The organism is Rathayibacter tritici (assembly GCF_001641005.1).
Taxonomy (GTDB): Bacteria; Actinomycetota; Actinomycetes; order Actinomycetales; family Microbacteriaceae; genus Rathayibacter; species Rathayibacter tritici.
The window spans coordinates 2,424,465-2,436,988 of sequence record NZ_CP015515.1; the positions used below are offsets into that span (position 1 = coordinate 2,424,465).

The window sequence follows — 12,524 nt, forward strand, 5'->3', positions numbered from 1 at the left end:
CGCGCGGCGACGACGCTGCGACCGCTCTTCCGAGCGGCGATCGAGAGGACCACCATGCCCGACTCTCCCACCCCGCCCGACCACCGACGCAGGCGCCGGCTCGGCCTGGCAGCCCTGACCGGCCTGGCCCTGGCGGCCACTGCGCTGGTCGCGACTCCCGCCACCGCCGCCCCCTCCGGCGACGAGCTGGTCATCAGCGAGATCTTCGCCCGCGGTGGCTCCGCCGGCGCGGCGTTCAGCAACCGCTACGTCGAGCTCTACAACCCCACCGCGGCCGAGATCGCCCTCGGCGGGCTCTCGATCCAGTACCGCTCCGCGACGGGCGCCGCGAATCCCACCACGACCGTGCCGCTCACCGGCTCCGTCCCGGCGGGCGGCCACTTCCTGCTCGCGGGCGCCAGCAACGGTACAAACGGAGCAGCCCTCCCCACTCCCGACCAGAGCGCGAACGGCCTGAACATGGCCGCGGCCGGCGGCACCCTCTTCCTGGTCGAGGGGACCACCGCGCTCGTCGCTCCGCCCACCGGCGCCGCCGCCCAGCCGGACTCGGTGCTCGACCTCGTCGGCTACGGCACCTCGAACACGTTCGAAACCGCCGTCGCCACGGTCCCCTCGCTCACGCAGACGATCGCGCGTGCGGACACCGCCACCGGCGACACCGACGTCAACGCGACCGACTTCGTGCTCGGCGAGCCGACCCCGCAGACCGCGGGTACCGGATCCACGCCGCCGACGACCCCGCCCACCACTCCCCCGACGACCCCGCCCGCGGAAATCCCGGCCGTCTCGATCGCCGACATCCAGGGCACCCAAGACGCGTCGCCGCTCGTCGGCCGCACCGTCACCACCTCCGGCGTGGTCACCGCGCGCTACCCCTCCGGCGGCTACAACGGCTACGTGATCCAGACCCCCGGCACCGGCGGTGAGAGCACCCGCACTGCGTCCGACGCCGTCTTCGTCTTCTCCTCCGCCTCCGTCGGTTCGGTCGAGATCGGCGATCACCTGCGTGTCACCGGCGCGGTGGGCGAGTACAACGGATTGACGGAACTCACGCCGACTTCGGCCGCGTCCGTCGTCACGCTCGACGCCGCCGCCGCTCCGGTGCCCGCAGCCGTCTCGCTCCCCCGCGCGACCGCCGAGCGCGAGGCGCTCGAGAGCATGCTGATCGCTCCGCAGGGGGCCTACACCGTCACCGACACCTTCGATCTGAACAGCTTCGGCTCGGTCGGCCTCGCCGCCGGCACGTCCCCGTTGCTCACGCCGACGGAGGTCGCGCGTCCCGGCTCGCCGGAGCTCGCCGCCGTCGTCGCCGACAACGCCGCCCGGGCGGTCACGCTCGACGACGGCGCCTCGATCAACTTCCTCGGCGCCGCCGCGAACAAGGCGATCCCGCTGCCCTACCTCACGCCGACCGAGCCGATCGGCGTCGGCGCTCCGGCGAGCTTCTCCCGCCCTGTCGTCCTCGACTACCGCAACGGCGGCTGGGCCTTCCAGCCCACCACGCAGCTCACGGCCGACAATGCCGACGATGTCCAGCCCGCGACCTTCGCGAACACCCGCACCGCAAAGCCCGAGGCCGTCGGCGGCGACCTGTCGATTGCATCGTTCAACGTGCTCAACTACTTCTCCACCACGGGAGACTCGATCAGCGGCTGCACGTTCTACACCGACCGCGACGGCGACCCCGTCACCGTCAACGGCGGCTGCGACGCGCGTGGAGCGGCCAACGCCGACGACCTCGAGCGCCAGCAGGCCAAGATCGTGACCGCGATCAACGCCCTCGGCGCCGGTGTCGTCTCGCTCGAGGAGATCGAGAACTCGGCGAAGTTCGGCAAGCCCCGCGACGAGGCCCTCGCCACCCTCACCGCCGCACTCAACGCGGCCATCGGCTCCGAGGTCTGGGCCTACGTCCCCTCCCCCGCCGCGCTCCCCGCACTCGCGGACGAGGACGTCATCCGCACCGCCTTCATCTACAAGAAGGCCGTGATCGAGCCGGTCGGCGAGTCCGTCGTGCTCAACGACACGGTGAATTTCTCGAACGCCCGGAAGCCGCTCGCCCAGGAGTTCCGCCTGATCGGCGACAGCGCCAGCGAGTTCGTCGCGATCGTGAACCACTTCAAGTCGAAGGGCTCCGGATCGGGTGCCGACGCCGACCAGGGCGACGGCCAGGGCGCCTCGAACGCGTCGCGCGTCGCTCAGGCGACCTCCCTCGTCGCCTTCGCCGACCGCCTGGGCACCGACAAGGCCACCGAACTCGTCTACCTGCTCGGCGACTTCAACGCCTACTCGCAGGAGGACCCGGTGAAGGTCATCACCGACGCCGGCTACATCGACCAGGGAGCGAAGGACGACACGTACTCGTACTCGTTCGACGGCGCGGTCGGCTCGCTCGACCACGTCTTCGTCTCTCCCGCCGCCGACAGGACGGTCACCGGGGTCGACACCTGGAACATCAACAGCGGAGAGTCCGTGGCACTGGAGTACAGCCGCTACGACTACAACGCGACGATCTTCTACGACACCTCGGCGTACCGCTCCAGCGACCACGACCCGGTCGTCATCGGCCTCGACCTGCCCGAGACCGCTCCGGTGACCATCGACGTCGCCACCACGGCGTCGACCAAGCGCCTCGCGGTGTTGCGCACGCTGACCGTCTCGGCGGTCAACAACGGGCCCGAGACGGTGTCGATCGAGATCACGACGGCCTACGGCTCGAAGACGCGGAAGTCGGTCAAGCCGGGCCAGTCCTTCACCGTGAAGACCGTGACCGTGCTCAAGCCGATCAAGGCCGGCACGGCGACCATCGAGGTCACCGCGCCCGACGGCACCGAGCGCATCTACCAGCAGGCGTACCGCGGCGCCTGATCCCGCGCGACCCCTGACCTCGACGAGCCACGGCTCCTAGAGTTCGGGGATGCCCGAGGGAGACAGTGTGCACCGTCTCGCCGCCCGCCTCAGACGGGCGGCGGACGGGCGCACCGTCCTCGACGGCGAGTTGCGCTCCGGGGACGCGGCCGGCACGTCCCTCGCCGACCTGCAGATTGTGGAGCACGACACCCACGGCAAGCACCTCCTCACCCGCTTCGCCGGCGGGTCGACACTGCACACCCACCTGCGTATGCAGGGCTCCTGGACCGTGACCACCCCCGGCCGCGTCGTCCCCCGGTCACTGCAGAAGAACGTCCGCGTCCGCCTCCGCCTCGACGACGGCTCGACCGTCTGGGGCATCGACCTCCCGGTCGTCCAACTCCTCCCCACCCGGGACGAGTCCCGCGCCATCGGCCACCTCGGCCCCGACCCACTCCGCTCCGACTGGGACGCCGACGAGGCCGTCGCGCGCCTCTCCTGGATCCCGGACCGGCCCGTCATCGCCGCGCTCCTCGACCAGCGCTGCCTCGCGGGCCTCGGCAACCTCTGGGCCAACGAGGTCTGCTTCCTCCGCGGCGCCTGGCCCTGGCGACCGATCGGCTCCCTCGACGTCCGCGCCCTCGTCGCGACGGTCGCGCGGGGCCTGCGCGCCTCCGTCACCGTCCCCGGGATGTTCCAGACCACCACCGGCGACACCCGCCGCGGCGAGAGGCACTGGGTCGCCGGCCGCGCCGGGCGTCCGTGTCTGCGCTGCGGCGTCACGATACTCGTCCGCGAGGAGGTGCGCGACGACCCCGAGCAGCGCCGCACCTGGTGGTGCCCGCACTGCCAGCCGGAGCCGGCGGGCGGAGAGGTTAGCGCCTGCGATGACGCCGGAACGCCAGTACTCCGAGGGAGATAATCGCGAGGACGATGCGGGTGCCGCGACCGCGCCGACCGGGATCGGGGTGGTCCCGATCCGTCGGCGGGGCCCCACCGGTGATCGCGAAGTACCGAGCAGAGAGGTAGCGGAGGTGACGCGCACTGATGACAATGGACTCGGCCTCCAGGTGTCGGACCTCTGACGCGTCGGGCGGCTGAATCCACAGCGGTGAGACGAGGGCACGAGCCAGCTCCTCGCGGACCCCGGGCACGACGACGGCGACGGCGATCACCACGACGAGCGGGACGATGTACGACACGGTCGTCGCGGCCAGGACCACACTCGTCTCGCGGAACGTCGACAAGCGTCGCGTCGGCCGGTGCTGCTCGCGAAACGTGATGAAGAGGAATCCGGGGAGCAACAGCACAAGCAGGAGAAGAATGCCCGTGACGGTGGTGGGGATCATGCCATCTGCTTCCTTCACGCGGCGCCGTGAGCAACAATCTGAGTGTCAGTGTTTCATCGACGGGAGGAAGACCGCGTGCCGAGTCGTGTTCCGACGCCACCGCAACCTCGACCGATCCGTGTCAGGGAGGGCCAGCAGGTCGTCTCCAATCCCAAGCCGTTCCGAGCGACTCCCGTTTCGCTGGTGCCCAAGCCCAATCCGCGCCCGCGATAGGTGCCCGCACGGCCAGCCGGAGTCGGCGGGCGGCGGAGCCGGGCGTACCGGCTGCGGGCCCGCCTGCGTAGGCTGACCGCATGACGAACGAATGGGGAACTCCGGATCCGTCTGCGCGCCGCGACCGGTCCGCGGAGGTCGTTCCGGGCGCCGAGTCCGGCGAGGCGGTCGAGCCCGATCGCGTCGAGGACGCCGAGCGCGCACTGGCGGTGCGCGAGGTCAAGCGGCGCCGCGACTTCCTGGGGTCGGTCGGCGGCTGGGCGAGCGTCTCGGCGATCACCACGGCCGTCTGGGTCGCGTCGGGCGCCGACGGCTACTTCTGGCCGATCTGGCCGATGGTCGGCATCGGGATCGGCGTCGTGGGCCAGGCCGCGTCGATATGGGGGCCGACCCGCAAGGAGATCACCGAGGCGGACATCTCCGCCGAGATGCAGCGCCGGGAGAAGCGCGCCCGCTGATCAGTCCAGTCGGCCTACTGCACTCACGCGCACGACGGCCGCACCCTGCTCGTCCGACTCCGCCAGATCGACCGTCGCGGAGATCCCCCAGTCATGGTCGCCCGCCGGGTCGTCGAGGATCTGCCGTACCCGCCACTGCGTCGGCTCCTCCGTGATGAGGAGCATCGCGGGTCCCCGCGCGTCAGGCCCAGTGCCGATGCGCTCGTGCTCGTCGTAGTAGTCGTCCAGCGCCGCACCCCACGCGTCGGCGTCGAATCCGGCGGCCGCATCCAGCTCGCCGAGCGCCTCGTGGTCGTCGAGCGCGGCGAGCGTCACCCGGCGGAACATTTCGTTGCGCACCAGCACGCGGAAGGCGCGGTGGTTGGCGGTGAGACGGCGCGGAGCGGGCGGCACGATCGACTGGTCCGCCGCGTGCAGCGCCGGGTTGACCAGCTCCTCCCACTCGTCCACCAGCGAGGAGTCGACCTGGCGCACCAGCTCGCCCAACCACTCGATCAGGTCGTGCAGCTCCTCGTTCTTCAGCTCGTCGGGGATGGTCTGCCGGGCCGCGCGGAACGCGTCGGACAGGTACCGCAGCACCAGTCCCTCCGAGCGCGAGAGCTTGTAGAAGGCGGTGTATTCGCCGAACGACATGGCCCGCTCGTACATGTCGCGCACGACTGACTTGGGCGAGAGTTCGAAGTCCTTCACCCAGGGCTGCGCGGCCGTGTAGGTCTCGAAGGTCGCCGCGAGCAGCTCCTCGAGCGGCTTGGGGTGCGTCACCGACTCGAGCAGCTCCATCCGCTCCTCGTACTCAATCCCCTCCGCCTTCATCGCCGCGACCGCCTCGCCGCGGGCTTGGAACTGCTGGGCGCCGAGGATCGGGCGCGGATCATCGAGCGTCGCCTCCAGCACCGAGATCACGTCGAGCGCGAAGGTGGGCGACTCGGGGTCGAGCACGTCGAACACGGCGAGCGCGAACGGCGAGAGCGGCTGGTTCAGCGCGAAGTTCGGCTGCAGGTCGACGGTCAAGCGGATGCGCATCGCGCCGTCCGCACCGACGCTCTGCTCGATGACGCCCGCCTCCCGCAGGGTGCGGTAGATGCCCAGCGCGCGGCGGGCGAGCTGCAACTGGCGCTGCCACGGCTCGTGGTTGTCGAAGATCAAGGCGTGCACGTTCGCGTAGGCGTCGCCGCCGCGGGCGATCACGTTCAGCAGCATCGCCGAGGTGATGGTCATGTGCGAGGTCAGCGTCTCGGGCTCCGCGTCGACGAGCTTGCGGAAGCTCGGCTCGCCCCAGCTGACGAAGCCCTGCGGCGCACGTTTGGCGACCCACTTCCTCCGCTTCTTCGGGTCATCGCCCATCTTGTCGAGAGCCTTGCGGTTCTCGGACTCGTGCTCGGGCGCCTGCACCACGACCGTGCCCGCTGTGTCGTAGCCCGCGCGGCCGGCGCGGCCGGCGATCTGGTGGAACTCGCGGGCGGAGAGCTGGCGCAACCGGGTGCCGTCGTACTTGGTCAGGGCGGTGAGCAGCACCGTGCGGATGGGGACGTTGATGCCGACACCGAGTGTGTCCGTCCCGCAGATCACCCGCAGCATCCCCTGCTGCGCGAGCTGCTCGACCAGTCGGCGGTACTTCGGCAGCATGCCCGCGTGGTGCACGCCGATCCCGAGCCGGAGGAGGCGCGAGAGCGTTTTGCCGAAGGCGGTGGTGAAGCGGAAGCCGCCGATCACCTCGGCGATCCGGTCGCGGTGCTCGCGAGTGGCGATGTTCGCGCTGGTGAGCGCCTGCGCGCGTTCGAGGGCCGCGGCCTGCGAGAAGTGCACGACGTAGACGGGCGACTGGTTCGTCGCGAGCAGCTCCTCGATGGAGTCGTGGATCGGCGCGATCTCGTAGAAGTAGTGCAGCGGCACCGGACGCTCGACGCCGGTGACCCGGGCGGTCTCGCGGCCGGTGCGGCGACTGAGATCGGCGGCGAGCGCCGTCACATCGCCCAGGGTCGCCGACATCAGCACGAATTGAACGTGCGGGAGGGTGAGCAGCGGCACCTGCCAGGCCCAGCCGCGCGCCGGATCCGCGTAGAAGTGGAACTCATCCATCACCACCTGGTCGACCGGAGTGTCCGCGCCGTGCCGGAGCGCGAGGTTGGCCAGGATCTCGGCCGTGCAGCAGATGATCGGTGCGTCAGCGTTGACCGAGGAGTCGCCGGTGACCATGCCGACGTTCGAGGCGCCGAAGACCTCGACCAGCGCGAAGAACTTCTCGGAGACGAGCGCCTTGATCGGCGCCGTGTAGAAGCTGCGGCGTCCGGAGGCGAGCGCGGCAGCGTGCGCGCCGATCGCGACCAGCGACTTCCCGGTGCCGGTAGGAGTGGAAAGGATGAGGTTCGAGCCGGAGGCGATCTCGAGCATCGACTCGTCCTGCGCCGGGTAGAGCGGCAATCCCCGCGACTCGGCCCACTCCGTGAAGGCCAGGTACACCTCGTCGTCGTCGATCCGCCCGTCCGCGTCGGGCGTCGGCATCCGGTCGAGCAGCGTCGAGGTCATCCCCCCATCCTCCCAGCCCGCGCCAGCCCCCGCCCCCGGAACCTCGCGCCCCGGTGATTCGTCACGACCGGTCGTCATTCCGCTCGTGTGACGACTCTTTGCGACGAATCACCGGGTATCGGCGCGGGGATCGGTCGGAGAGGGCGCCGTGGGCGAGCGCGAGGACGCGGTCGGCGTCGGCGAGGACGGCGGGGTCATGCGAGACGCAGACCACGCTCGCACCGCGTTCGGCCTCCGTGCGCAGGACCGCGCGGATCCGATCGGCGCTCGCGGCGTCCAGGCCGGTGGTGGGCTCGTCCAGCAGGAGCAGATCCGCTCCGCGGGCGAGCCCCTGCGCGAGCAGCGTGCGCTGCCGCTGGCCGCCGGAGAGCACCGCGAAGCTCTCACGGGCGAGGCCGGTCAGCTCCATCCGCTCGAGTGCGGCCGCGATCGCCCCGGCGGCTCGGGCGTCGCTCCGGCGGAGGCGGCCGAGCCTGCCCCAGGTGCCCACCGCCACCACGTCGCGCACCGTCACCGGCAGGCGGTCCGGGATCGACGTCCGCTGAGGCACGAACGCGATCGCCCCGGTGACCTCGCGCGAGCCCTCGGTCAGAGGCCGAACGCCAGCGATCACCTCCAGAAGCGTCGACTTACCGGCGCCGTTGGATCCGGCGATCGCGGTGAGGGAGCCCGCGGCGACGTCGAGGTCGAGGTCCGCGAGTGCACGGCGGGCGCCGAAGTCGACGCGCGCACCGCGGAGGCGGATCGGGGGCTCGGGCAGGGGCGGGACATCCATCTCGACGAGCGTACAGGAGTGATAACCGTTCTCATTATCGTGTACGGTCGGGCAGCATGCCCCACGCTCTCGTCGGACTCCTCGAACCGTTCGCCCACGACTTCCTCCAGCGCGGCCTGCTCGGCGGCGCCCTCGTCGCGGTCCTCTGCGGAGTCGTCGGTACCTGGGTCGTCATCCGCGGGATGGCCTTCCTCGGCGAGGCACTGGCCCACGGGATGCTCCCCGGCGTTGCGCTGGCGACGGTGCTCGGTGTCCCGGTGCTGATCGGAGGAGCGGCGAGCGCCGTCGCCATGAGCCTGGGCATCGCGGCCCTGCAGCGGCGCGGACGCCTGTCCTACGACACCAGCATTGGTCTGCTGTTCGTCGCGATGCTGGCGCTGGGAGTCATCGTGATCTCGCACTCGGGCAGCTTCGCCACGGATGCGACCTCGATCCTTTTCGGCGACATCCTCGCGATCACCTCCGTCGACATCGGTCTGCTCGCCGCAGCGGCCGGAGTCGGCCTGATCGTCGCGGCGGCGTTCCACCGTCCGCTCGTCGCCCTGGCGCTGGACCCGCGCATCGCCGCGGTACTCGGTCTCGGCCCGCGCTCGGCCCAGGCGGTGCTGGTCGGCCTGGTGACCCTCGCCGTCGTCGCGTCCTACCAGGCGGTCGGCTCGCTGCTCGTCGTGGGGCTGCTGCTGGCTCCCGCGGTCGCTGCCGGTCACTGGACCACCCGCATCCCGACTCGGATGGTGCTCGCCTCGATCCTCGGCGCGGCCTCCGTGCTCGTCGGCCTGCTCGTCTCCTGGCACGCAGCGACAGCCGCGGGCGCCTCGGTCGCCGGCACGGCCATCGCGATCGCGGCCGTCTCCTGGTCGGTCCGCGCGGCCACCTCGGCCCTCGCCTCCCGGTCGAGCGCTCCCCTGGCGGCCGCATGAGGCCGCCCAGAGACCGCCCCGCTCCCCGTCGAAAGGACTCCGTGCACTCCCGTACTGCCGCCTCCACCCTCCTGCTGGGCGCCCTCGCACTCGGCCTGGCCGCCTGCTCGACCGATCCCGCCGCACCGACCGATCTCGCCGCACCGGCCGCAGGGGACTCCGGCCACGGCGCGATCGCGAACGCCGCCGAACTGGCCGAACCCCGCCTCGGCCTGACCTCGATCGACCCCTCCGGTGCCGTCTCGCATCTCGATCTGCTCGACGAGAGCGTCAGCGCCCTCGGCTCCATCGGCGAGCCCGCCGCGATGACGACCGACGGCCGCTACCTCTTCGCGCAGACCGCCGCGGGCGTCGAGATCATCGACAGCGGAGTGTGGACCTGGGACCACGTCGACCATTTCCACTACTACCGCGCGGATCCGCGCCTGGTCGGTACCGTCGAGGGCGCGGGGACGGCGACCGTCGCCACGACGAACCTCTCGACGAGCGGCGGCACGGGCCTCTTCTTCCCCGACTCCGGCGAGGCGGTCCTCCTGGACACGGAGGCCCTGTCGCGAGGCGAGATCGTCGAGCGGTTCCGAAGGGACGTCGAGCCCGGACCCGGGATGGTCGTGCCAGTCGGCTCCTCCGCCCTGGTGACCGAGGGCTCCGGATCCGCAACGGACGTCGTCGGCTACGACTCGGACGGCGAGCCGACCGGCCTGCGCGAGGCGTGCCCCGATGCGGCCGGCACGATCACCACCCGCGTGGGCGCCGTCATCGGCTGCTCCGACGGCGCCCTGCTCGCCTCCGTCGAGGGCGAGGGACTCGTCATCGAGCACATCCCCTACCCCTCGGGGACCACTGCCGCGCCCGCCACCGCCTTCGCGAATCGGGAGGGCCGCCCCACCGTCGCGGCCCTCGCCGGGGAGCACGGCATCTGGCTGCTCGACACCCGCGACCGCTCCTGGAGCCTGCTCCCGGCACCGACTCCGCTAGTGCAGGTCACCGCGGTCGACGATGCGGACGACACCGTGCTCGCCCTCGCCGCCGACGGCCGCGTCCTGGTGCTCGACGGCGCCGACGGGGCGGTCCTGGCCGAGACGGCACCCCTCGTCGCCCAGTCACTGGCGACCGGGGCCCGGCCTGTCCTGGTCGCCGACCAGCAGCGCGCCTACCTCAGCGCTCCTGCCGAGCGGAGGCTGCACGAGATCGACTACGCGGACGGAGCGCGGATCGCCCGCAGCTTCGAGACCGCCTCCGAGCCGGCTTTCGTCGCGGAGACGGGACGATGAGGCGCCGCTGGGCGCTCGCCTGCACCGCGGCAGTCCTCCTCCTCTCGGGCTGCGCCACCGCGGAGGAGGACGACCGAGCACTCGTGATCGTCTCGACGAACATCCTCGGCGACGTCGTGGGAGAGCTCGTCGGCGACGAAGCGCAGGTGCTTACCCTGATGAAGCCGGACGCGGATCCGCACTCCTTCGAGATCTCGGCGCAGGAGGCGGCCCGCCTCCGCTCCGCCGACCTCGTCGTCTCGAACGGGCTCGGGCTCGAGGAGGGCCTCCAGCAGCACCTCGACGAGGCCTCGGCCGCCGACGTGCCCGCCTTCATCGCCGGAGACGTGATCGACGTCCTCGACTACAGCGAGGGCGACGCCGAGGGGAGCCCGGACTCGCACTTCTGGACGGACCCGGGACGGATGCTCGACGTCGTCGACGCCCTCGGCCCCGTGCTCGCGGAACTCGACGGCATCGATCCGACGGTGCTCGCCGAGCGGACGGCCGCGTACCGCGCCGAGCTCGAGGACCTCGACTCCGAGATGACCGCGGTCTTCGCCGGCATTCCTGATGAGCGCCGAGCGCTGGTCACCAACCATCACGTCTTCGGGTACCTCGCCGCCCGCTTCGACTTCGACGTCGTCGGCGCGGTCGTCCCCGGCGGCACCACCCTCGCGGCACCCTCCGCCTCCGACCTCGCCGACCTCGTCGACGCCGTCGAGCAGACCGGTGTCCCCACGATCTTCGCGGAGTCCTCATCCCCCGACCGCCTGGTCCAGGCGCTCGCGAGCGAGGCCGACATCCGCGTGGAGGTGGTCGAGCTGTTCACGGAGTCCCTGACCGGACCCGAGGGCGGCGCTCCCGACTACCTCGCCATGATGCGCGTCAACACGCAGCGCATCGCCACCGGGCTCTCGCCCTGAATCCGCACACCCACCACCAGGAAGAAGACACACCCATGCAGAACCCCCACCTCCGGCGGGCGGGCCTCGGCCTGATCGCTCTCGGCTCGATCGCGGTCCTCGCGGCCTGCTCCTCGAGCACGCCCCCCGCCGCGGAGTCCTCCGCCACGAGCACGACCGCAGCCGCCGGTCCCCGCGTCGCCGTCGCCTACGAGGGCGGCATTCTCGTCCTCGACGGCACGACCCTCAAGACCGTCGCGGACATGGACTCCGAGGAGTTCACCCGCCTCAACCCCGCCGGCGACGGCCGGCACATCATGGTCACGATGAGCGAGGGCTTCCAGCTCCTCGACACCGGCGCCGGCACCACCGGCGAGCCGGAACTGACCGGCACGGTCTTCCCCGCGGACACCCCGGGCCACGTCGTCCGCCACGCCGGGAAGACCATCCTCTACGCGGACGGCACGAGCGACACCACCGTCCTCGAGACCGCCGACCTGGCCACATCGAACGGCGCGCCCGAAACCGAGACGATCCCCGGAGTCCAGGCCCACCACGGCGTCTCGATCGTCCTGGAGGACGGCACCTTCCTCACGACGGTCGGCACCGCTGACGGACGCACCGGGATCGAGGTGCGCGAGGCGTCCGGCGCCGTCACGGCCACGAACGACCAGTGCCCCGGCGTCCACGGCGAGGGCACGGCCGAGAACGAGGTCGTCGTCTTCGGCTGCGAGGACGGCGCCCTCGTCTACGACGGCGGCGAGATCACCAAGCTCGACGCACCCGACCAGCCGTACGGCCGGATGGGCAACGCCTGGGTGAGCGAGACCAGCCCGATCGTCGTCGGCGACTACAAGGACGACCGCGACGCCGAGGGCTACCTCCTGAACCGCGTGGCGGTGATCGACACGGCCGCGAAGACCCTCGACGTCATCGATCTGCCCGACGGCGTCGAGTACACCTTCCGCGGTGTCGCCCGAGGCCCCGATGATCTGGCCTACCTGATCGGCTCAGACGGCGCGATCCACGTGCTCGACCCCGAGACCGGGGCGCTGACCGCCGCCTACCCTGTCGTCGAGGCGTGGGAGAGCCCCGTCGAGTGGCAGGACCCGCACCCCGCCATCACCATCGCGGGCGACATCGCCTACGTGACCGACCCGGCCGCCGACAGCATCCACGCCGTCGACCTCGTCACGGGCGAGATCGTCGCCACGGGCGAGCTCGACGTGACCCCGAACGAGATCGCCGTCGCCGCGAGCTGACGAGCTGACGAGCTGC

General features: G+C 71.3%; 10 protein-coding genes. 7 read left to right on the top strand and 3 right to left on the bottom strand.

Annotated elements, in window-relative coordinates:
- The first annotated feature begins 54 nt into the window (after nt 1-54).
- Together A6122_RS10985 and A6122_RS10990 are read left to right on the top strand one after the other, a co-directional pair.
- On the top strand, nt 55-2,865 hold the full coding sequence (locus tag A6122_RS10985) for an ExeM/NucH family extracellular endonuclease (protein ID WP_068254833.1): 2,811 nt from the start codon (nt 55-57) through the stop codon (nt 2,863-2,865).
- 49 nt (nt 2,866-2,914) lie between these two features.
- Nucleotides 2,915-3,769 (top strand): DNA-formamidopyrimidine glycosylase family protein, encoded by an 855-nt coding sequence (locus A6122_RS10990; RefSeq protein ID WP_068254835.1) that lies wholly within the window; start codon nt 2,915-2,917, stop codon nt 3,767-3,769.
- Here the strand turns inward: A6122_RS10990 and A6122_RS10995 are convergent.
- The gene (locus A6122_RS10995) at nt 3,723-4,196 is read right to left on the bottom strand and encodes a DUF6338 family protein (RefSeq protein ID WP_068254838.1); all 474 of its coding nucleotides are present in this window, start codon (nt 4,194-4,196) and stop codon (nt 3,723-3,725) included. The two genes, A6122_RS10990 and A6122_RS10995, sit on opposite strands and share 47 nt — an antisense overlap.
- Before the next feature lie 293 nt (nt 4,197-4,489).
- On the opposite strand from A6122_RS10995, the gene A6122_RS11000 reads away from it, so the two are divergent.
- Nucleotides 4,490-4,867, top strand: coding sequence for a 2TM domain-containing protein (locus A6122_RS11000; protein WP_084415994.1), 378 nt, complete (start codon nt 4,490-4,492; stop codon nt 4,865-4,867).
- On the opposite strand, the gene A6122_RS11005 is transcribed toward A6122_RS11000, so the two are convergent.
- Both A6122_RS11005 and aztA read right to left on the bottom strand, forming a co-directional pair.
- Nucleotides 4,868-7,393 (bottom strand): DEAD/DEAH box helicase, encoded by a 2,526-nt coding sequence (locus A6122_RS11005; RefSeq protein ID WP_068254841.1) that lies wholly within the window; start codon nt 7,391-7,393, stop codon nt 4,868-4,870.
- A 61-nt stretch (nt 7,394-7,454) separates the two neighbouring features.
- Nucleotides 7,455-8,168, bottom strand: a complete 714-nt coding sequence (gene aztA / locus A6122_RS11010) for a zinc ABC transporter ATP-binding protein AztA (RefSeq protein ID WP_068254844.1) — start codon at nt 8,166-8,168, stop codon at nt 7,455-7,457.
- A 56-nt stretch (nt 8,169-8,224) separates the two neighbouring features.
- Between aztA and aztB the strand changes: the two genes are divergently transcribed.
- From aztB to aztD, 4 genes are read left to right on the top strand one after another with little or no spacing between them, the layout of a single operon-like run.
- Nucleotides 8,225-9,088, top strand: coding sequence for a zinc ABC transporter permease AztB (aztB, locus tag A6122_RS11015; RefSeq protein WP_068254847.1), 864 nt, complete (start codon nt 8,225-8,227; stop codon nt 9,086-9,088).
- A gap of 41 nt (nt 9,089-9,129) precedes the next feature.
- Nucleotides 9,130-10,362, top strand: a complete 1,233-nt coding sequence (locus A6122_RS11020) for an ABC transporter (RefSeq protein WP_084415995.1) — start codon at nt 9,130-9,132, stop codon at nt 10,360-10,362.
- A complete protein-coding gene (gene aztC, locus A6122_RS11025; RefSeq protein ID WP_068254852.1) occupies nt 10,359-11,267 on the top strand; it encodes a zinc ABC transporter substrate-binding protein AztC in 909 nt (302 codons plus the stop codon). The genes A6122_RS11020 and aztC overlap by 4 nt, the downstream gene beginning before the upstream one ends.
- 35 nt (nt 11,268-11,302) lie before the next feature.
- Nucleotides 11,303-12,508 carry a zinc metallochaperone AztD gene (aztD, locus tag A6122_RS11030; protein WP_068254854.1) on the top strand — a complete coding sequence of 402 codons (1,206 nt, stop codon included), beginning with the start codon at nt 11,303-11,305 and terminating at the stop codon, nt 12,506-12,508.
- The last annotated feature ends 16 nt before the right edge of the window (nt 12,509-12,524 follow it).